Source organism: Streptomyces sp. BoleA5 (assembly GCF_000373665.1).
Classification (GTDB): domain Bacteria; phylum Actinomycetota; class Actinomycetes; order Streptomycetales; family Streptomycetaceae; genus Actinacidiphila.
The window spans coordinates 39,492-59,449 of record NZ_KB892095.1; the positions used below are offsets into that span (position 1 = coordinate 39,492).

17 protein-coding genes are annotated in these 19,958 nt (G+C 72.9%); 9 read left to right on the plus strand and 8 right to left on the minus strand.

What is annotated here, in order from left to right; translation table 11 throughout:
* Positions 1-34: 34 nt before the first annotated feature.
* Positions 35-1,369, plus strand: coding sequence for an MFS transporter (locus B085_RS41985; protein ID WP_018558570.1), 1,335 nt, complete (start codon positions 35-37; stop codon positions 1,367-1,369).
* Here the strand turns inward: B085_RS41985 and B085_RS0110735 are convergent.
* The 4 genes from B085_RS0110735 to B085_RS0110755 all read right to left on the minus strand — a co-directional run bounded on the left by B085_RS0110735 (position 1,309) and on the right by B085_RS0110755 (position 5,333).
* Positions 1,309-2,163 carry a spermidine synthase gene (locus B085_RS0110735; RefSeq protein WP_026250901.1) on the minus strand — a complete coding sequence of 285 codons (855 nt, stop codon included), beginning with the start codon at positions 2,161-2,163 and terminating at the stop codon, positions 1,309-1,311. The genes B085_RS41985 and B085_RS0110735 overlap by 61 nt on opposite strands.
* A gap of 128 nt (positions 2,164-2,291) precedes the next feature.
* Positions 2,292-3,464, minus strand: a complete 1,173-nt coding sequence (gene tuf / locus B085_RS0110740; RefSeq protein WP_018558572.1) for an elongation factor Tu — start codon at positions 3,462-3,464, stop codon at positions 2,292-2,294.
* A gap of 517 nt (positions 3,465-3,981) precedes the next feature.
* Positions 3,982-4,629 carry a class I SAM-dependent methyltransferase gene (locus B085_RS0110750; RefSeq protein WP_018558574.1) on the minus strand — a complete coding sequence of 216 codons (648 nt, stop codon included), beginning with the start codon at positions 4,627-4,629 and terminating at the stop codon, positions 3,982-3,984.
* Positions 4,626-5,333: a DNA alkylation repair protein gene (locus B085_RS0110755; RefSeq protein ID WP_018558575.1), complete on the minus strand. Its 708-nt coding sequence runs from the start codon at positions 5,331-5,333 to the stop codon at positions 4,626-4,628. Before B085_RS0110755 ends, B085_RS0110750 begins: the two co-directional genes overlap by 4 nt.
* Before the next feature lie 56 nt (positions 5,334-5,389).
* Here B085_RS0110755 and B085_RS41990 point away from each other — a divergent pair, with 56 nt between their 5' ends.
* From B085_RS41990 to B085_RS0110775, 4 genes are all read left to right on the plus strand, one after another.
* Positions 5,390-6,058, plus strand: a complete 669-nt coding sequence (locus B085_RS41990; protein ID WP_018558576.1) for a TVP38/TMEM64 family protein — start codon at positions 5,390-5,392, stop codon at positions 6,056-6,058.
* A 181-nt stretch (positions 6,059-6,239) separates the two neighbouring features.
* Complete coding sequence (locus tag B085_RS0110765) at positions 6,240-7,079, plus strand: oxidoreductase (RefSeq protein WP_018558577.1); 840 nt, start codon at positions 6,240-6,242, stop codon at positions 7,077-7,079.
* Between the two features lie 393 nt (positions 7,080-7,472).
* The gene (locus B085_RS0110770; protein ID WP_018558578.1) at positions 7,473-8,645 is read left to right on the plus strand and encodes a sensor histidine kinase; all 1,173 of its coding nucleotides are present in this window, start codon (positions 7,473-7,475) and stop codon (positions 8,643-8,645) included.
* A complete protein-coding gene (locus B085_RS0110775) occupies positions 8,633-9,307 on the plus strand; it encodes a response regulator transcription factor (protein WP_018558579.1) in 675 nt (224 codons plus the stop codon). The genes B085_RS0110770 and B085_RS0110775 overlap by 13 nt, the downstream gene beginning before the upstream one ends.
* Positions 9,308-9,314: 7 nt before the next feature.
* On the opposite strand, the gene B085_RS0110780 is transcribed toward B085_RS0110775, so the two are convergent.
* On the minus strand, positions 9,315-9,878 hold the full coding sequence (locus B085_RS0110780; protein WP_018558580.1) for a TetR family transcriptional regulator: 564 nt from the start codon (positions 9,876-9,878) through the stop codon (positions 9,315-9,317).
* A gap of 170 nt (positions 9,879-10,048) precedes the next feature.
* On the opposite strand from B085_RS0110780, the gene B085_RS0110785 reads away from it, so the two are divergent.
* Positions 10,049-11,077, plus strand: coding sequence for an aldo/keto reductase (locus tag B085_RS0110785; protein WP_018558581.1), 1,029 nt, complete (start codon positions 10,049-10,051; stop codon positions 11,075-11,077).
* A gap of 49 nt (positions 11,078-11,126) precedes the next feature.
* Here the strand turns inward: B085_RS0110785 and B085_RS0110790 are convergent, their stop codons facing one another.
* The 3 genes from B085_RS0110790 to B085_RS0110800 all read right to left on the minus strand — a co-directional run bounded on the left by B085_RS0110790 (position 11,127) and on the right by B085_RS0110800 (position 15,746).
* A complete protein-coding gene (locus tag B085_RS0110790) occupies positions 11,127-11,741 on the minus strand; it encodes a flavin reductase family protein (RefSeq protein WP_018558582.1) in 615 nt (204 codons plus the stop codon).
* Positions 11,742-11,998: 257 nt separating this feature from the next.
* On the minus strand, positions 11,999-14,656 hold the full coding sequence (locus B085_RS0110795; protein ID WP_199789189.1) for a right-handed parallel beta-helix repeat-containing protein: 2,658 nt from the start codon (positions 14,654-14,656) through the stop codon (positions 11,999-12,001).
* A 91-nt stretch (positions 14,657-14,747) separates the two neighbouring features.
* Positions 14,748-15,746: an aldo/keto reductase gene (locus B085_RS0110800; protein ID WP_026250903.1), complete on the minus strand. Its 999-nt coding sequence runs from the start codon at positions 15,744-15,746 to the stop codon at positions 14,748-14,750.
* Positions 15,747-15,899: 153 nt separating this feature from the next.
* Here B085_RS0110800 and B085_RS0110805 point away from each other — a divergent pair, with 153 nt between their 5' ends.
* From B085_RS0110805 to B085_RS0110820, 3 genes are all read left to right on the plus strand, one after another.
* On the plus strand, positions 15,900-16,919 hold the full coding sequence (locus tag B085_RS0110805) for an alcohol dehydrogenase catalytic domain-containing protein (protein ID WP_018558586.1): 1,020 nt from the start codon (positions 15,900-15,902) through the stop codon (positions 16,917-16,919).
* Positions 16,916-17,677, plus strand: a complete 762-nt coding sequence (locus tag B085_RS0110810) for an SDR family oxidoreductase (RefSeq protein ID WP_018558587.1) — start codon at positions 16,916-16,918, stop codon at positions 17,675-17,677. Before B085_RS0110805 ends, B085_RS0110810 begins: the two co-directional genes overlap by 4 nt.
* A gap of 909 nt (positions 17,678-18,586) precedes the next feature.
* Positions 18,587-19,957 carry an ABC transporter substrate-binding protein gene (locus B085_RS0110820; RefSeq protein WP_026250904.1) on the plus strand — a complete coding sequence of 457 codons (1,371 nt, stop codon included), beginning with the start codon at positions 18,587-18,589 and terminating at the stop codon, positions 19,955-19,957.
* The last annotated feature ends 1 nt before the right edge of the window (position 19,958 follow it).

Sequence of the window (19,958 nt, forward strand, 5' to 3'; positions counted from 1 at the left end):
TGCCAAGGACCGGGCGAGCGACGATAGTCCCCGGGTGAACCGCGACATCTCGCACCGGCCGCACTTCCCGGACTGGGCCGGCCGCAACTTCCGGCTCCTCGCCGCCTCCGCCTTCGTGACCGGGCTCGGCGCCTCCGGCGCCGTCGTCGCGTCGGCGTTCGCCGTGCTGCAGGCGGGCGGCGGCGGCACGGAGATCGGAGTGGTGGCCGCCGCGCGGACGGTGCCGCTGGTCGTCTTCCTGCTCATCGGCGGCGCGGTCGCGGACCGGCTGCCGCGGCACCGGGTCATGGTCGCGGCCAACTGCCTCAACACCGTCTCACAGGGGCTGTTCGCGGTCCTGGTGCTGACCGGCCGGGCCGAGATCTGGCACATGGCGGTGCTCTCCGCGCTCGGCGGCACCGGGCAGGCCTTCTTCGCCCCCGCCAACGAGGGCATGCTGCTGTCGACCGTCGACTCCACTCACGCGGCCCGCGCGTTCGCGGTGTTCCGGCTCGGCGTCAACGGGGCGAACGTCGGCGGTGCCGCGCTCGCCGGAGCCCTGGTCGCCCTCGCGGGACCCGGCTGGGTGCTGGCGGTGGACGCGGCGTGCTTCGCGGTGGCGGCGGGACTGCGTTCCCTGCTGCGGGTGTCCCCGGCGGCGCTGCGCGACCGGGCGGAACACCGCGGCGGCGGTCTGCTGGGCGATCTGCGCGACGGCTGGCGGGAGTTCGCCTCGCGGCGCTGGCTGTGGGGCATCGTGGTGCAGTTCTCCGTGGTCAACGCCGTGTTCACGGCCGCCGACGCGGTGTACGGGCCGCTCGTCGCCCGCGAGCACCTCGGCGGAGCCGGGCCGTGGGGCGCCGCCCTGGCCGCCTTCGGCGCCGGGAACCTGCTGGGCGGGCTGCTGATGCTCCGCTGGCGGCCGCGCCGCATCCTGCTCGCCGGGGTGCTCTGCGTCTTCCCGTTCTCGCTGCCCGCCGCCGCGCTGGCCCTGGCGGTACCGGTGCCGCTGCTGGCCTGCGCGATGCTGGTGGCGGGCATGTCGATCGAAGTGTTCGGCGTGGCCTGGATGATGGCGCTGCACCAGGAGATCCCCGAGGACAAGCTCTCCCGCGTCGCGGCCTACGACTGGTTCGGCTCGGTCTCCATGATGCCGATCGGCACGGCCCTGGCCGGCCCGGCCGCGGACGCCTTCGGCCTGTACGGGGCGCTGTGGGGCTGCGCGGGACTGACGGTGCTGCTGACCGGCGCGGTGCTCACCGTGCCCGAGGTGCGGCGGCTGCGGCGGGTGGACGACACCGGGGGCGGCCGGACGGTCGCCCAGGGCGGTCAGCCGACGCCGAAGGAGCCGTCGGGCGGGATCGGCGAGGGCACCGCGTCCCTGTCGTAGACCGGCCGCGCACCCCGTCCGAACACCTCCAGGGCGTCGCCGTCCACCACCCGTGCGGGGAAGACGTCCGACGCGGTGCGCCGGGCGATCCGGTCCACGGGCAGCGGGGCGCGGCTCGCGGCCAGCACGGCGTTGCCGAAGCGGCGGCCGCGCAGCACCCCGGGCTCGGCGATCAGGCACACCTCGCCGAACAGCTCGCGCAGGCCCGCGATCTGCGGCCGCAGGAAGTCGAAGGGCGCCGAGTCCGCGAGGTTCGCCAGGTACAGCCCGCCGGGGCGCAGCACACGGGCCGCCTCGGTGACGAACTCGTACGAGGTCAGGTGCGCCGGCACCCGGGAACCGCCGAAGACGTCCGCCACGACGGCGTCCGCCGACGCGTCCGGGGCGCCCTCCAGCCAGGCGCGGGCGTCGTCCGTCGTGATCGCCACGCCGTCCCCGCCGCGCCCGAGCGGGAGCCGCGCGGCCACCAGCGCCGCCAGCGCCCGGTCGGCCTCCACGACCCGCTGCCGCGAACCGGGCCGGGTGGCGGCGGTGTAGCGGGGCAGCGTCAGGGCGCCGCCGCCCAGGTGGACGACGCCCAGCGGCGCGCCCTCGGGCGCGGCCTCGTCCAGCACGTACGCCAGCCGCCGGACGTACTCGAACTCCAGGTGGGTGGGGTCGTCGAGGTCCACGTACGACTGCGGGGCCCCGTCGACCGTGAGCAGCCAGCCCGCGGGCCGGTCCACGTCGGGCAGCAGCCTGGCCGCGCCGAAGTCCACGTCCTGGGTCACGGGTATGCGTCCGTCGTCCTCCACGCGGTGATTCTCCCAGCACACGCGGGGGTCCGGGGGCGGAACCCCCGGACCCCCGCGCTCGGGCGGCCCGGCTCAGCGGACCCGGCTCAGCGGGCCCGGCTCAGCGAGCGCTGCTCAGTGGGCCCGGCTCACTCGGCGAGCGCCGTCACCGTGCCCGCGCCGACGGTGCGGCCGCCCTCGCGGATCGCGAAGCCGAGCCCCGGCTCCAGCGGCACCGCCCGGCCCAGCTCGACCGTCATCTCGACGGTCGCCCCCGGCAGGGCCACCCCGGCCCCGCCCAGGTCCACGTCGCCGACGACGTCGGCGGTGCGGACGTAGAACTGCGGCCGGTACCCGCTGGCGATCCCGGTACGCCGCCCGCCCTCGGCGGCCGGCAGCAGGTAGACCCGGGCCCGGAAGCGGCGGCTCGGCGTGACGCTGCCCGGCGCGGCCACCACGTGGCCCCGGCGGACGGTGTCCCGGGCCACGCCGCGCAGCAGCAGCGCCACGTTGTCACCGGCCTGGGCCTCCTCCATCGGCTTGCCGAAGGTCTCCAGACCGGTCACCACGCTCGCCGTGTCCGCGCCGAGCACCTCCACGCGGTCGCCGACCCGGATCGTGCCCCGCTCCACGGCGCCGGTGACGACCGTGCCGCGCCCGGTGATGGTCAGCACGTTCTCGACCGGCAGCAGGAACGGGGCGTCGGTGTAGCGGTGGGGCATCGGCACATGGGTGTCGACCGCGTCGAGCAGCGCCTCGATCGCCGCCGTCCACCGCGGGTCGCCCTCCAGCGCCCGCAGCCCCGATACCCGTACGACCGGCAGCGTCTCGCCCGGGTATCCCTGGGCGGACAGCAGCTCACGCACCTCCAGTTCGACCAGGTCGATGAGCTCGGGGTCGCCGGCGTCGGCCTTGTTGAGCGCCACGACGATGTGCTCGACGCCGACCTGGCGGGCCAGCAGCACGTGCTCCGCGGTCTGCGGCATGACGCCGTCGAGGGCCGAGACGACGAGGATCGCCCCGTCGAGCTGGGCCGCGCCGGTGATCATGTTCTTCACGTAGTCGGCGTGTCCCGGCATGTCGACGTGCGCGTAGTGCCGGGTGTGCGTCTCGTACTCGACGTGCGCGATGGTGATCGTGATCCCGCGCGCGGCCTCCTCCGGGGCCTTGTCGATCCGGTCGAACGGCACGAACGCGGCGGAGCCGCGGGCGCTGAGCACCTTGGTGATGGCGGCGGTCAGCGTGGTCTTGCCGTGGTCGACGTGACCCATGGTCCCGATGTTGAGGTGCGGCTTGGTGCGCACATACGCCTGCTTGGGCATGCTGCTTCCTCGGTAAGTCGATTCATCGCCTTGCGTGCGGGACCCCTGGACCGCGCCGACCCTCCCCCTGCGGGGTCCGCCGGACTGTCCGGGAAGGGTCAGATTCGGGCGCCGTCGAACGCGTCGGCCGAGAAAGCCGGTGCCGGGGCAGCCCGCAGCGCGTCCGCGACTGCGGACGTATCTGCGCTGAGGGCGTACCGGAACATGCCGTCGATGATCGGGCACACCACAGCCGCTGGTCGAACCATTTTCCGGCGGGGCGCGCTCCGGCCCGGTGAACCGCGCGTCCGCGATGCTCCGGTGCCACCCGGCGCCGGCCGGTGCCGGCCGGTGCCGGCCGAGGGCGAGTCGGGCCCGCCCTACGGCATCGGGCCCATGGAGGACGACGAGGAGAGGACCGGCCCGGTGGTCTTCGGCGGGTTCGCCGACGCCCTGCCCGGGGACGCCCGGTCGTCCTGGGCGCAGGGCGACCCGTGGGACGTCGCGCTGCGGGAGAAGCCCGGCGAAAGGGCCCGCTTCATGCCCCGCCGGCGCGGGCGAGGACGTAGACGCGCCGGGTCTCCGCCTCCTGCGGGTACGGGGCCCGCTCCATCCTCGCCTCGATCTCGAACCCGGCCCCGGTCAGCGCCCCGGAGACCGTCGCGGCGTCGTGGAAGTGGAAGTCGACGTCGACCTCGTGCCCCCACCACTGCGTCACCCGCCGGGTCTCCTCCCCGGTGTGGAAGGCCACGAGCGCCCGGCCGGACGGCCGCAGCACGCGCCGCATCTCGCCGAAGGCGGCGCCCAGTTCACCCGGCGTCAGGTGGATCACCGAGTACAGGGCGGCGACCGCCCCGAACTCGCCCTCCGCCGCGGGGAGACGCAGCAGGTCGCCCTCGCGGAAGTCCGCCCCGGGGTGCTCGCGGCGGGCGAGCGCGATCATCCCCGGCGACAGGTCGATCCCGACGGCCCGCACCCCGCGCGCCGCGAGCCACGCGGTGACGTGGCCGGGGCCGCAGCCCAGGTCCGCCACCGGCGCGCCGTCCGCGGCCTGTTCGGCGAGGGCGGCCAGCAGAGCCCGGTCCAGGGGCTTGTGGGCCAGCTCACCGCCGACGCGCTCCCGGTACTCCTCGGCCACGGTGTCGTAGCTGCGGCGCAGACGGCCGCGCCCGCCGGTCCCGTTCACAGGTGCTTGCCCGCCTCCCGCACCGACAGCGGTGACAGCCGCTCCCCCGCCTCGGCTAGGAACGCCCGAACGGCGCCGGGATCGGTGCGGGCGTACTCGCGCAGGGCCCAGCCGATCGCCTTGCGGACGAAGAAGTCCCGGTGGTCCGCCTGCCGCAGGCAGTAGCGGAACAGCCGCCCGGGGTCGGTGTCCGCCTTGTACGTCAACTGGTGCAGCAGCGCGGTGCGGGCCAGCCAGAGGTCCTCGTCCTCGATCCACTCGTCCATCGCGCCCACCAGGGCGGGGTCGGCGGCGACGAGCCGTCCGACGACGTGCGCGGCGAGCAGGTCGACGGTGTCCCACCACGGTTCCGTCGTGATCAGGTGCCGGGCCGTGGCGAGGAAGTCCGAGGAGCAGCGACCCACGTGGCGGCGCAGGTAGTCGACGGCGAAGTAGCGGTACTCCCGTTCGGGGAGCGCCCAGCAACGCAGGCCGACGGCCGTGCAGTCGGCCTCGTCGGGCCGCGGTGTGCCGGTGAGCACGGCGCGGGACAGGGTACGCCGGGCGGGCGTGGCGATGCCGAGGAACGGGAACGCGTCCCGCATGTACGCCGCCGCCGAGGCCGCCCGCTCCGGATCGGCGGCGGCGCCGTACGCCGAGGTCAGACGCGGCAGCACGAGGTCCGCGAGGGCGCTGTCCGGCACGACCGGGGCGTCAGGGGCCATGGCCCCACGGTACGCGGCGGCACCGGAGCGACATCCTCCTCCGCTAGGCTCGCGGGATGTCCGAGGTCACCACCCTCTCGCGCCCGCGCCCGGCGTCGTGGGCCCGGCTGGCGCTGCTGGTCGTCCTCCTGTCCGGGGCTGCCGCCTCGGTGCTCGTCTGGGAGCCGCAGCGGCTGCTCGCGCACGGCTGGCCCGCCCGACTCACGGGCGCCGCCGCCGTGGTGCTCTTCGCCGCGGGCTACGGGCTCTGCGCCCTCGCCTTCGTGCCGCGCCCGCTGCTCAACGTCGGCGCCGGGGCGCTCTTCGGCGCCCAGGCGGGACTGCCGGCGGCCCTCGCCGGCACGGTGCTCGGCGCCGGTCTCGCCTTCGTGCTGGGCCGCGTCCTCGGTCGGGACGCGCTGCGTCCTCTGCTGCGAGGACGGGTGCTGCTCGCCGCGGACCGCCAGCTCAGCGAGCACGGCTTCCGCACGATGCTGGCGATGCGGCTCTTCCCCGGCGTGCCCTTCGCGGCGGCCAACTACAGCGCCTCGCTCTCGCGGATGCGCCTCGCGCCCTTCCTGCTGGCCACGGCGCTCGGCAGCGTGCCGAACACGGGGGCCTACGTCATCGCCGGCAGCCGCGCCGCGACGCCGACGTCACCGGTCTTCCTCGTCGCGATGGGCTTCATCGCGGTCACCGGCCTCGCCGCCGTCGTCGTCGCCGCCCGCACCCGCCGCAGGCGGTGACCCCGGGCTGGACCCCGGGCTGGGAGGCTCCGCCTCCCAGCAGGGAGGGAGCCGGTCGTGGCACCGGTGCCGCCTCCCGGCCCATGATCGGCATGCGGACTCCGGCGCGGGGCACTCCGGCGCGGGCCGGCACCCGGCCGGACGGATCCCCGCACATCCGTCGTCGCCGAGGAGTTGCGCTGTGCACCGGACGTTCTTCATCACCGCCGTCGGCAGCGGCCTGGGCCGCGCCTTCGCCCAGGAGGCGCTGGGCGCCGGTCACCGGGTGATCGGCACCGTCCGCAGGCCGGACCAGGTCGCCGGGTTCGAGGCCCTCGCCCCCGGCCGCGCCACCGGCAGGGTCCTGGACGTCACCGACGAGGACGCCGTCGTCTCGGTGGTCGACGAGGCCGAGCGGAACATCGGCCCCATCGAGGTGCTGATCAGCAACGCCGGCTACGGCCTGGAGGGCACCGTCGAGGAGTCCTCCATGGACGACCTGCGGCGCCAGTTCGACGTCAACGTCTTCGGCAGCGTCGCGGTCATCAAAGCCGTGCTGCCCCACATGCGCCGGCGCCGCGGCGGCCACATCTTCTCGGTGTCGTCCATGGCGGGCCTGACCGCACTGCCCGGCGTCGCCTTCTACGGGGCGAGCAAGTTCGCCATGGAGGGCGTCGCCGCGTCCCTGGCCCAGGAGGTCGCGGGCTTCGGCATCCACGTCACCTCCCTGGCGCTCGGCTCGTTCCGTACCGACTGGGCCGGCCGCTCGATGGTCCGCGCGCCGCGCACCGTCCCCGACTACGACGCCCTCTTCGAGCCGATCCGCGCCGCCCGCCGTGCCAAGAGCGGCAAGCAGACCGGTGACCCGGCCCGCGCCGCCCGCGCCGTGCTCCGGGTCCTGGAGTCCGACGACCCGCCGCTCCACCTCGTTCTCGGCACCGACGCCCTGCGCCTGGTCGAGCAGGGGCAGCGGCGACTGGCCGGCGACCTCGCCGCGTGGAGCGACGTGACGGCGTCCACCGACTTCCCCGCCGACGCCTGACCCGCCGAACCGCCGGCCGGCGCCTCGGGCAATTCCACGGCTTTCCCGCGCCGGGCGCCGGCCTTTCGCCGGACAAAGAACGTGGCGTCGACGTGGGCACTCTTTTCCACGAGAATGTCCGGCGGTTTCGGTGCGGGCGCGCCGGGCCCGCCGCCGAAGATGAGCGCGGTATGTCTCCGCACCTGGCGTCCGTGACGGAGCCGCGGATCCCCGGCCGTCGGAGATCCGGCGCGGATGAAAGGCCGGTGAATTCCCGAATTCGGCGGCGGCGGCGGGATTTCCCGTTCCGAAGAACGATGCGCGCCCGGGCCTCCCTATACTTTGGTATAGAAGTCCTCCGAGGCGGCCCGTGTTTTTTGTCGCGGGCCGGGAGGGGCGCTTACGGTTGCGTGCGTGATCGATGTGAGACGGGCCCTGCAGGGGCATCCGCGGGTCGCGGACGCGTGCGTGGTCGCCGCGACCGCGGGGCTGACGCTCTTCGTCATCCGGGTCCAGCAGACCGGCCTGCAGGTGTACCCGCGGTTCTCCAGCGGCGCCTACGTCCTGTCACTGCTGCCGCCGGTCTGGCCGCTCCGGGCGTCCCTGATCCCGCTGCTGGCGTGCGCGGCCCTGTTCTGGCGCCGGCGTCACCCGGTCGCGCTGGCCTTGGCCCTCGTGGCCTCGGCACTTGTCTGGCCCGTGGTCGTCCCACTGCTGGTGGCGCTGTTCACCGTGGCCGCCACCTGTGCGCCGCGCACCACCGTCCAGGTCACCGGCGTGGCGCTGCTTCCGGTGCCGGCGCAGTTCGTGTTCACCTCGTACTCCGGGCCCCTGCCCTCGGCCACGGCCGTGTCCGCCGTGGCGTTCGTGGGCGGCGCCGTCGGCTGGGGCCTGTACGTGGCCGGGGTGCGGGAGCGGGCGGAGCGGGCGGAGCGGGAGGCGGACCTGCGGGCGGAGCAGGCGCGGCAGCACGCCCGGGAGGAGATCGCCCGGGAGATGCACGACGTGCTGGCCCACCGGCTGACGCTGCTCAGCGTGCACGCGGGGGCGCTGGAGTTCCATCCCACCGCGTCCGCTGACCAGGTCGCCGAGGCGGCGGGGGTGATCCGGCAGAGCGCGGGCCAGGCCCTGGAGGACCTCCAGGACGTGCTGCGGGTGCTGCGCACCCCCACGGTCAACGCGCACGCCGAACCCCCGCAGCCGGCCGTGGCCGACCTGGACCGGCTGGTCGAGGAGTCGCGCGCGGCGGGCGCCACCGTGGAGGTGCACCGCGACACGGAGGACCTGACGACCATGGACCCCGCGACGAGCCGGGCCGCGTACCGCATCCTGCAGGAGGCCCTGACCAACCACCGCAAGCACGCGCCGGACGGCCCGCTGCGGCTGTCCCTGACCGGCGGGGCCCGTGCGGGGCTCACGATCACCGCCCGCAACCCGGTGCGGCAGGACCACCCCGAGCGCCCCGGCGCCGCGGGCCAAGGCCTCGTCGGGATGAACGAAAGGGCGGCCCTGGCCGGCGGCAGCATGCGCCGTACCCGCACCGCCACCGGCTTCTCCCTGGAGATCTGGCTGCCATGGACCCGGTGACCCGCGTACTGATCGTCGACGACGACCCGCTGGTGCGCTCGGGCCTGCGCATGATGCTGTCAGGGGCGGCGGACATCGAGGTGGTCGCCGAGGCGGCGGACGGTACGGAGGTCCTGCCGCTGGTCGAGGCGCACCGGCCCGACATCGTCCTGATGGACATCCGGATGCCGCGGATGGACGGTCTGGCGGCCACCGCCGAACTGCGGCGCGGGCCGCGGCCGCCCGAGGTGCTGATCCTGACCACGTTCACCACGGACGGCTACGTCCTGGAGGCGTTGCGGGCCGGGGCGGCGGGCTACGTCCTCAAGCACACGCCCCCCGCCCAGATCGTCGCCGCGGTGCGGAACGTCGTGGCGGGCGAACCGGTCCTCTCACCGGCCGCCGTCAAGCAGCTCATCGGCGCCGTCACGGCCGCCGGCGACGACGCCGGGGCGCGCCCCGACGACCGGGGCGGGGCGGAGCGGCTGCTGGGGCTCCTGGGGGACCGGGAGCGGGAGGTGGCGCTCGCGGTGGCGCTGGGCAGGACCAACGCCGAGATCTCGGCGTCGCTCTACATGAGCGTCCCCACGGTGAAGGCGCACGTCTCGCACATCCTCACCAAGCTCGACCTGAACAACCGGGTCCAGATCGCCCTGGTGGTGTACCGGGCGGGCCTGGTCTGACAGCGGCTCAGTCCGCCTGGCGCAGGCCCGCGACGAGGAGGCCGACCAGGCGGCGCGCGTCGTAGCGGGGATCGCTGTCCGCGCCGATGCAGAGGTTCCCGACGCCGCGCATGAGCGCGTACGCCTCCACGTCGGAGCGGATCTCCCCGGCAGCCGCGGCGGCGTCCAGCAGTTCGGCGCACACGGGCAGGAGGCGGTCGAGGAAGTAGGCGTGCAGCGTCTCGAAGCCGGCGTTGTCGGACTGCAGCACGGCGGCGAGCCCGTGCTTGGTCACGAGGAAGTCGACGAAGAGGTCGATCCACCGCGCCAGCGCGGTGTGCGGGGTCGCGCCGCCCGCCAGCAGCGCGGGGCCGGCCTCGGCGCAGGCGTCGACCTGGTGCCGGTAGACGGCGATGATCAGATCCGCCCGGGTCGGGAAGTGGCGGTAGATCGTGCCCGTCCCGACGCCCGCGCGGGCCGCGATGTCGCGCACCGGGGCCTCCACTCCCGACGCGACGAAGGCCGCCGCGGCGGCCTCGAGCAGGCTCTCCTCGTTGCGCCGGGCGTCCGCCCGTCTGGACCGCTCCACCACGGTGCCGCTCCTTCCACGATCCGCCCTTGCTAAACGGAACCGCGTTCCGTATCGTTAACGGAACAAGGTTCCGCTTCCTCATGATGCCAGGGCGCACGCCCCGGGACCAAGTCGCGCGCGCTTGTGCCGCGCAGTGCCACCACACCCCACCCGCAAGGGAGAACACCGTCATGCAGTACCGCACCCTCGGCCGCACCGGCGTACAGGTCGGTTCCCTCGCGCTCGGCGCCATGAACTTCGGCAGCATCGGGCGCACCACCCAGGACGAGGCGACCGCCCTCGTCGACGCCGCGCTCGAGGCCGGGATCAACGTCATCGACACCGCCGACATGTACGGCGCCGGGGAGTCGGAGGAGATGGTCGGCAAGGCCCTCGCCGGCCGCCGCGACGACGTCGTGCTGGCCACGAAGGCCGCCATGCCGATGGGCGACGGGCTCAACCACCGCGGCGGTTCGCGCCGCTGGCTGGTCACGGCCCTGGAGGGCAGCCTGCGCCGGCTCGGCGTCGACCACGTCGACCTCTACCAGATCCACCGGTGGGACCCGGCGACCGGCGACGAGGAGACCCTGTCGGCCCTGACCGACCTGCAACGCGCGGGCAAGATCCGCTACTTCGGCTCCTCCACCTTCCCCGCGTACCGGATCGTGCAGGCGCAGTGGGCCGCCCGCGAGCACCACCTGGGCCGGTACGTCACCGAGCAGCCCGGCTACTCCATCCTGCAGCGCGGTGCCGAGACCCATGTGCTGCCGGTGACCGAGGAGTACGGCCTCGGCGTGCTGGCGTGGAGCCCCCTGGCCTCGGGCTGGCTGTCCGGCGCGATCCGCGAGGGTAGGGAGATCACCACCAGCCGCTCCGCGTTCATGCCGGAACGCTTCGACACCGCGCTCCCCGCCAACCGGGCCCGGCTCGACGCCGTGGAACGGCTGGCCGCCGTCGCCGCCGAGGCCGGCCTGACCATGATCCAGCTCGCCCTGGGGTTCGTGACCGCGCACCCCGCCGTGACCGCCGCGATCATCGGCCCCCGCACCCCGGACCACCTGCGGGCGCACCTCGCCGCCGCGGACACGGTGCTCACCGCCGACGTGCTGGACGCGATCGACGCGATCGTCGCCCCCGGCCTCGATCTCGCGCCGCACGAGAAGTTCGACACGCCGCCGGCCCTGCTCGACCCGTCCCTCCGCCGCCGGCACCGCGCCTGACGCCCGACGGTCCGGCCCGGCCGGCCCGTACGGCCGGCCGGTGCGCCGGTCAGCCCTGGGTGACGCCGGGCCAGTCGGCGTAGCGGATGCGGGAGATCTCCAGGACCTCGCCGGTCGTGCCCCATTCGTCCTTGCCGAGGCGGGCCAGCGGGCGGAGCCTGCGGACGTCGGGGTGGCCCTCGACCATCGCGGCCTCGGAGACCGCGGCATGGACGACGCGGCCGAAGACCACGGTCGAGTCGCCGAGGGTGACCGTGCTGTGGAGCTCGCATTCCAGGGCGACGGGCGAGGCGGCGACGCGGGGCGGCTTGACCGCGCGGCTGGGCTCACGGGCGATGCCGACCGCGTCGAACTCGCTGACGCCGCGCGGGAAGTCGGTGCCGGTGGCGTTGATCTGCTCGAAGAGGTGCTCGGGCGCGAGGTTGACCACGAACTGCCGGGTCTCCTCGATGTTGCGCAGCGAGTCCTTCCGCCCCACCGAGGTGAACTGCACGACCGGCGGGCTGACGCAGGCGACGGTGAAGAAGGAGTGCGGTGCGAGATTGGCCGTCCCCGACTCGCTGAGCGTCGAGACCCATGCGATGGGGCGCGGGACGACCACCGAGGTCAGGAGCTTGTAGAACGGGGTCCGGCCCATGGCCTCGGGATCGAAGTCGATACGCATGGCGCCCAGTATCCCCCTCGGCGGGTGCGGCCGCTGTCGTGGCACCATGCGATGCGAGCACGCGCCGCGGGAGCCGCCGATGAGCGGATCCGCCGCGGCCGGGCGCCCCCGCGAGGGAACTGCGTCCTCGGCCGACCCGCCGTCACGAACGCTTCAGGGGCGCGGGTCGCGACCTCGGCCGCATGCGGCCCACCGCACCGGGCCGGAAGGCCGTGCGGGGCGGGCGCAGGCCCGCCCCGCACGGCTCGCGGCCGCTGCTACATCGTTGCGGCCTGGAAGGAGGCCGAGTCGAACTGGTTGATCGCCGACTGGGTGGTGTCGTGGGACGTGGAGAAGATTCCCGCGTCCTGCGTCGCCGCGGCCGAGGCCAGCGTCACGGGCTGACCGATCGGGACGTAGTTGGCGCCGTCGTAGGAGTACGAGGCGCTGAACGCGGTGCCCGACCGGGTGAGCTTCACCCAGATCGGGCGGTAGACGTCGACGGCGGCGCGGGCGTCGGTGTCCAGGTAACCGTCGCCGTTGGCGTCCCACTCGAACACGACGCCGTTGCGGGCGGTCACCGCGACGACGGCGTACCCGGCCGACTGCCCCGCCTTGGTCATGTCGTTGCGGACCATGACCCCGGACTTGGCCCAGGCGTTGGCGTCGTTGACCGACACGACCCGGGTGGACACGCTGGAGTCGGCCTTGAACGAGCCGGACCGGTAGATCGAGCCGAACTGGTCGTCGCGCTGACCGCCGGCACCCCACACGTCGGCGCCGGCCGCCGCGATCCCGAACGCCTCGCCGCTCTGACCGAAGTACGAGCTGACGGCCGAGCCCCCCGCGGTGCGCAGGCCCGGTGCGACCGGTCCGCCGGCCGGGCACCCGCCGAAGCCGAACTGGTTCGCGTTGAGCGACGTGCGGTACTGCGGCGCGACACCCGCCTGGCAGATCACGTCCCGTGCGCCCGCGGGCCAGCCGGCACCGGCGACCTTCACATTGTTGATCAGCTGGTTGTTGTGCGCCGCGGCGTTCGGCGTCGAGGCTCCGCCCGAGTTGTACCAGTTGTTCTGGATGACGTTGTCACTGGTGTTGTTGCGGAGGCTGTACGCGTTGGTGAAGAGGAAGGAACCGCCCTGGACCACGTTGTTCTCGTACGTCGTGGAGCGCGTGCCCTCGTCGAGGTAGAGGCCGACTCCCGAGATGTTGAACAGGTAGTTCCTGGAGACGACGGTTCCGGGGCTCGCGGAGAGGTTGTAGACCGATCCGCCGTCGGCGAAGCGGGCCTTGGTGTTGTGCACGAGGTTGCCCTCGACCCGGTTGTCCTTGAGCGTCGTCGGCGTCGTGTACTGCGTGTTCCACTTGTAGTAGCCGCGGTCCACGTAGTCGTTCGATCCCCCGGCGTCGTTGATGCCCCAGCCGTAGCCGGTGTCGATGCCGTCGTAGGGGACGTTGGAGACCTCGTTGTGCAGGATGCGGGCGCCCGTGACGTAGGTGCTGAGGATCCCGCTGTTGTCCTTGTAGTCCACCGCCACGCGGTTGATCGTGTTGTTCTCGATCAGGATGTCCCGGTTGGTCATCCTCGGGTCGCTGGGGTGGTGCGCGTCGGGCAGTACGCCGCCGACCGCGACGCCGTGCCCGCTGTTCTCCATGAACCGGTTCCCGACCACGTCGATGTCGCTCGCGCCCAGCCCGACGCCGGTCGCCGCGGCGTTGGCGTCGTTGCCGATGCCCAGCGCCGACTGGCCGAGGTTGGTGAACGTGTTGCCGGTGAACGAGACGCGGCTCGCGGCGGAGACCTGCACGGCGGCGGGCTCCTGGTACCAGCTGGTGCGCGCCCGCTCGAACATCTCGCAGCCGCGCGAGCAGTTGGTGAAGGCGTCGGCGGGGCGGTAGTCGTAGGCGCCCTTGATGAACAGGCCGTTCTGCTGGTCCGCGTACCCGTCGGTCGAGGGGCCGAGCCAGGAGGTCCCGGAGAACTGGATGCCCTCGAAGGCGAGACCGGTCACCGGCTCGTCGTACGTCCCGCCGATGCTGACCAGCGTCTCCAGGCGGGGCAGCTCGATGTCGAGCCGGTTGGGGTCGACCCCGTCCGCCGGCTTGTAGTAGAGCTTCCCGGCGTCCGGGGATATGTACCACTGGCCGACCTGGGTGAGGAAGCTCAGTGAGTTGTCGAGGTACCAGCTCGGACCGGCCAGGAACGAGTTCTGGACGGTGTCCCAGCCCCACGTGTTGTTGTCCCAGGCCGGCTGCGCCATCGTGATCTCGGTGGCGCTGATGCTCTGCACCGGCGAGTAGCGGTTGGTGAAGTCGCCGAGGGACTCGAACTCGATGCGCCCCTGGTCGGGGAGCGTGGCGAGGTAGCTCAGGGCCGGGTTCTTGATCGTGAGACCGGTCGCGGTGGGGGTGACGTCCGCGTTGGCCAGGCGGATGGCGGCGCGAGGGGCGATCACGCCGTTCACGTAGAGCTGGCGGGTGTCGAGGCCGCTGGGGGTGTCCGCCTCCCAGATGCCGGACCCCGCCTCGGACTTGGACCAGCCGGAGACCTTCGAGGCACCGGTGACGACGGGATGGGCGCCGGGTGCGGCGGTCCAGTGGACCGTGTGGTCGCCGCCGTCGTCACCGGGTCCGAACCGCAGGGGCTCGGAGAGCCGGTAGGTGCCGTCGGCGAGGTGGACGACCACGTCACCGTGCTTGACGGCGGGGCGGACGACATGCTGCGCCCGCTCCAGCGAGCACGGCTGCGACTGACTGCAGTGCCCGGCGTCCTTGCCGTCCGGCGCCGCGAAGTACTCGGCCCGGGGTGCGGCTTGAGCCTGGAGAGGAATGAGCGCCGATGCGATGACGGCGCAGGCGCCGAGGACCGCGAGGGTGCCCGTCCGCCGTCTCCATCGTCTGCTCACCGAGCGTGTCGAGTCTGACGTCGATGTCATGTTCGATCGCTTCCTGTGATGGGGGCGTTGATGCCCGCCACAGAGGTAGCATACGTATGATGTTTGTTACAAGATACGTATGACGTTTAACTCAGGTCCTGGAGAAGCGACTTGTCCGGACCGGGTCGGGGACGAGCCCGGTGACATGCAGTTCCTCCCACAGCGCCTCCGGGATCACCGCCCGGTACCGCGCGACGTTGCTTCGCACGTGTTCCCGAGTGCGCATCCCCGTCACCACCGAGACGACCGCGGGATGGCGCAACGGGTACTGGACGGCGGCCGCGGGAAGCTCCACACCGTGCCGCTCGCAGACCGCGGCGATGCGGGCGGCACGTTCGACGAAGGCCCGCGGCGCCACCCCGTAGTCGTAGGGCGCCGAGCCGTCCACGGCCGCACTGCTCAGCAGTCCGGAGTTGTACACCGCCGCGGCGACGACGCCGACGCCGCGGGCGCCGGCGACGGGCAGCAGATCGTCCAGCGCGGACTGGTCGAGAAGGGTGAACCGCCCGGCGACCATCACCACGTCGACGTCGGTCCGCCTCACGAACTCGGCCGGCATGGCGGCCTGGTTCATGCCGACGCCGATGGCACCCACGACACCCTGGTCCCGCAGCTCGGCCAGAGCGGCGATCCCGCTCGACGACGCCGGCCCCCAGTGGTCGTCCGGGTCGTGCAGATACGCGATGTCGAGCCGGTCCGTCCCGAGCCGCGCCAGTGACTCCTCAACGGAACGAAGGACCCCGTCGCGGCTGAAGTCCCAGACCCGTCTCTTCGCCGCCGGCACGACGAACCCGTCGTCGTCGAGCCGGTGAGCCGTCTGTGGGCTGTCCACGAGCAGGCGGCCGGCCTTCGAGGAGATGACGGCGCCCTGCCGAGCGGTCCCGTGCAGGGCGTCGCCCAGGCGGCGTTCGGAGAGCCCGAGGCCGTAGTGCGGCGCGGTGTCGAAGTAGCGGATCCCCTCCTCGGCCGCGGCTTCGACGGCGTGACGCGCCTCGTCGTCGGTCGTCTCGGTGAACAGGTTGCCGAACTGGGCCGCGCCCAGGCCCAGTTCCGTGAGCCGGTGCCCGGTTCGCAAGGCCCGGGTCGGCAGCGTCTGCTTCGTGGATGTGTGGTCGCGCGATGGCGGCTTGCTGGTCACGGGGCCGACTATAGCGGCGACAGCATACGTATGATGTTTCCTGCTAGGGTGCGCGGGACTGTGGGCCGCCGCGGCCCGCGACAGAGCGAGGAGGGGCCGATCGGTATGTTGGCGGCGAGTTACGTGGGCGCACGCACGATGACGGTCGAGGAGCGGGAACCGGCTGAGCCGCGGGCGGGGGAGGTCCGGGTCGCCGTGGCGTACGTCGGGATCTGCGGCACGGACCTCCATGTCTTCCACGGGGACATGGACGGCCGGGTCAGCAGGCCGGCGACGATCGGGCACGAGATGTCGGGCACGATCGTCGCCCTCGGCACCGGCGTGGAGGGCTGGTCGGTGGGTGACGCGGTGACCGTCATGCCGCTGGCCTGGGACGGCACGTGCCCGGCCTGCCGCGCGGGGAACGAGCACATCTGCCAGAACCTGGACTTCATCGGCATCGACAGCCCCGGAGCCCTCCAGGAGTACTGGAACGTACCGGCGTCGACACTCGTGCGGCTGCCCCCCGGGATCTCCCTGCGGGACGCCGCGCTGGTGGAGCCCGTCGCGGTGGCGGTCCATGACGTACGCCGTTCCGAACTCGCCGCGGGCGACAAGGCCGTCGTCATCGGTGCGGGTCCGATCGGCGTTCTGATAGCGAGCGTCGCCGCCGCGGCCGGTGCCGAGGTCGTGATCGCCGAGATCGACCCGAACCGGCGGGCCGCCGCCGAGGAGATGGGGCTGACGACGCTGGACCCCTCGTCGGTCGATCAGGTCGCCTGGGTGAACGAGTGGACGGACGGCGCCGGAGCGGACGTCGTCTTCGAGGTCTCCGGCTCGGCCGCCGCCGTGCTCGCCGCCACCGGCTTGACCAAGGTCCGCGGCACGCTCGTGGTGGTGGCCATCCACTCGCAACCGCGACCCATCGACCTGCACCGCGTGTTCTGGCGGGAGCTGAGGTTGCTCGGTGCGCGGGTCTACCAGCGCCACGACTTCGAGCGCGCCGTCGAGCTCCTGGCCGAGGGCGCCATCCCGGCCGGGAAGCTCATCACGGGCATCGTGCCCCTCAGTGAGGTCGCATCGGCCTTCGGTGTCCTGGAGGCCGGGCAGGCGATGAAGCTGCTCGTCGAGGTGAGCGCGTCATGAACCCGTTCGACCTGACCGGGCGCCTCGCCGTCGTGACGGGGGCCAAGCGTGGAATCGGGTTCGCCGTCGCCGAGGCGCTGGCCGCCGCCGGTGCCGACATCGTCGGGGTCTCCGCCACCCTCGATCCGGCGTCGTCGGCGATCGGCGACCGCGTGCGCGGGCTCGGCCGTGAGTTCTCCGGACACCGCGTCGACTTCGCCGACCGGCGGCAGGTGACCCGGTTCGGCGAGGAACTCGCCGCCGGTGACCGCCCGGTGGACATCCTGGTCAACAACGCCGGGACCATCCGCCGCGCTCCCGCCGCGGAGCATCCCCTGGAGTGGTTCGACGAGGTGCTCGAAGTCGATCTCACGAGCGCGTTCGTGCTCAGCCAGGCCCTCGGGCGGCGGATGCTGGACGCAGGGTACGGGCGCGTCGTCTTCACCGCCTCCCTGCTCTCGTTCCAGGGCGGGATCAACGTGCCGGGCTACGCGGCAGCCAAGTCCGGCGTGGCGGGACTGGTCCGGGCGCTGTCGAACGAATGGGCCGGGCACGGCGTGACCGTCAACGGCATCGCCCCGGGCTACATCGCGACCGACAACACGCAGGCGCTCCAGGACGACCCCGACCGGTCCCGCGCCATCCTCGAGCGCATTCCGGCGGGGCGGTGGGGAACGGCGGAGGACATCGCGGGCGCCGCTGTGTTCCTGGCGTCGGACGCCGCGCGCTACGTCTCCGGGACGATCGTGCCGGTCGACGGCGGCTGGCTCGGCCGTTGAGGGTCCTCCGGCCCCCGACGGTGGTGGCACCGCTCCTGCGGGGGGCGGTGCGGGAAGGCTGACGCGCGGGCACGCGCCGCCCCTCGGGGTGACGGCGGGGCTCTTCCGCGCCGCCGGCGTCGGCGACCTCACGGAGGTGGCCGACGCCCGCGCCTCGACCGGCGGGCGGCGTCTCGGCCTGTCCTTCGTCGCCGTCGTCGGGCGGCGACGTTGCCGTGGGCCTGCGCCCGCGCGGCATGAGCCGGTGCGGGTGGGAGGCGCCGGCGCCGACCCCCTCGGTCGGCGTTCGTCGACGGCATCGGAGGGCACGGTGCCGGCGCATCACCCGCTCGTTCCGCAGGCGCTCCCGGACCGCTTCGGGCTCCGTCAAGGACCCTTGACGTGGCGGGACATGGTCGTCGCGGTCGGCATGGGCGCGGTGCCGGCGCGGGGGAAGGCACCGCGGTCGAGGCCGAAGCGCCGGGTCGTGCGCGGCGGTTCACCGAGGGGGCGCCGGCCCGGCACGTTCCCTTCCCTCTCGCGGCTCGGCGCGCAACCGGACGTGACGTGGAACTCCCCCTCCGGCCGCCGATCGCGCCATCGGCGGAGGTCGCACGGACCCGGTCCCGGTCCCGGCGCGGGAAGTCGTGGCCGGTATCGCCCGGCGGCAGTACGCCTTTGGCCGCCCGCCCTTGCCGGGCACTCGATCACCGCATGATTCAGCCGAGTTGAACCGCGCCGGCGGAAGTACCCGCGGCGCGGCGGCGGCAGTTCCTCCCGGACCTCGTCCGGCTTCAAGACCCCGAACCACCAGGCCCCCGACGGCAACTGCTCAAGACGATGCGGCTCCAGCTCGTGACAAACATCATACGTATGCTCTACAGTCCTCGCGCGGAGTCGTCAAAGAAGTCGACAAGACAAGGACATCCCATGGCCGGAATTCATACTGTGGTGCGTTCACGCCGTAAGGCGTCGACCATCGCCGTGATATGCGCCGCAACGGCGCTGCTGACGCTCGCCGGTTGCGGCGGCCAAGGCAGCTCGGCGAACGGGTCGTACGGCTTTCCCGAGGCCAAGCAGGAGGCCTCCTCGACGATCACCGTCTGGGTGGACGCGGACAGACAGGCCGCCGCGAAGGCGTTCCAGACGGCCAACCCGGACACCAAGATCAAGGTCGTCACCTATGACGGCTCGGCGAACGGGTCCAACTCCTTCCGGACGAAGATGCAGCTCTTCGACCGCGCCGGTGACGGCTGGCCCGACGTCGTCTTCTCCAGCCAGAACAACGACGCGTCGTGGGCCAGCCAGAAGAGCGCCGGCAAGCAGGCGTTCGCGGCCGTGCTGGACAAGGGCCTGGTCCCGAAGGAGACGCTCGGCAACTTCACCCCGGGCTCGCTCAACCCGTGCACGGTGGAGGGCCGCGTGTACTGCCTGCGCAACGACCTCGCGCAGGCGGTGCTCTGGTACGACAAGTCCCTGCTGGAGCAGTTCGGCTACGCCCTCCCCACCACGTGGGAGGAGTACCAGGCCCTCGGGGAGAAGGTCGCCAAGGAGCACCCCGGCTACATCGTCGGGACGGCCGGGGACGCCTGGACGCCCGAGGTGTTCATGTGGGGGAGCAAGTGCCAGGCCAATGACGTGACCGGGCCCAAGTCCGTCACCGTGAAGACGGACTCGACCGAGTGCAAGCGGGCGGCCTCGATGCTCGACACCCTCCGCGGCAACGGGACGGTGCCGGTGGTCAGCGTGTTCACTCCCGAGTTCCTGAAGAAGTACACGGGCAAGGTGCTCATGATGCCGGGTCCGGCCTGGTACGCCGGCGCGATCTTCAACAACCCGCAGTCGCTCAATGTGAAGGCCGGGCAGCTCGGCGTCGCCGCGCCGCTGCCGTGGAAGGGCGAGAGCCAGGCCGCGACGGGCAACGTGGGTGGCGGAACCTGGTTCATCTCCAGCCACTCGAAGAACCTGAAGGCCGCCGAGAAGTTCGTCGAGTTCGCCACCACGGCCGACGAGTACCAGGTCGACGTCGCACCGGGTTACCCGGCGTACGCGCCCGCCGCGCAGAAGTGGGTCGCCAAGCAGGAGGCGAGCAAGTACTACGCCACCCCGCTGGAGCCGGTGGTGACCGCGGCGTCGCAGGTCTGGGACGGCTGGGGCTACCCCACGTTCAGCCAGGAGGCGATCTGGGCGAAGACGATCACCCCGGGGGTCACGGGCGGCAAGTCGATCGTGGACCTGCTTCCGGACTGGCAGACGGCGATCGAGAACCAGGCCAAGGTCAACGGATACCAGGTGAAGTGAC

What these genes read in the sequence shown, in the direction of transcription:
- B085_RS0110775 (WP_018558579.1), top strand. Translation starts at nt 8,633, where the DNA reads ATGGACCCGGTGACCCGCGTACTGATCGTCGACGACGACCCGCTGGTG.
- B085_RS0110820 (WP_026250904.1), top strand. Translation starts at nt 18,587, where the DNA reads ATGGCCGGAATTCATACTGTGGTGCGTTCACGCCGTAAGGCGTCGACC.
- B085_RS0110810 (WP_018558587.1), top strand. Translation starts at nt 16,916, where the DNA reads ATGAACCCGTTCGACCTGACCGGGCGCCTCGCCGTCGTGACGGGGGCC.
- B085_RS0110755 (WP_018558575.1), bottom strand. Translation starts at nt 5,333, where the DNA reads ATGGCCCCTGACGCCCCGGTCGTGCCGGACAGCGCCCTCGCGGACCTC.
- B085_RS0110785 (WP_018558581.1), top strand. Translation starts at nt 10,049, where the DNA reads ATGCAGTACCGCACCCTCGGCCGCACCGGCGTACAGGTCGGTTCCCTC.
- tuf (WP_018558572.1), bottom strand. Translation starts at nt 3,464, where the DNA reads ATGCCCAAGCAGGCGTATGTGCGCACCAAGCCGCACCTCAACATCGGG.
- B085_RS0110795 (WP_199789189.1), bottom strand. Translation starts at nt 14,656, where the DNA reads ATGACATCGACGTCAGACTCGACACGCTCGGTGAGCAGACGATGGAGA.
- B085_RS0110790 (WP_018558582.1), bottom strand. Translation starts at nt 11,741, where the DNA reads ATGCGTATCGACTTCGATCCCGAGGCCATGGGCCGGACCCCGTTCTAC.
- B085_RS0110805 (WP_018558586.1), top strand. Translation starts at nt 15,900, where the DNA reads ATGTTGGCGGCGAGTTACGTGGGCGCACGCACGATGACGGTCGAGGAG.
- B085_RS41990 (WP_018558576.1), top strand. Translation starts at nt 5,390, where the DNA reads ATGTCCGAGGTCACCACCCTCTCGCGCCCGCGCCCGGCGTCGTGGGCC.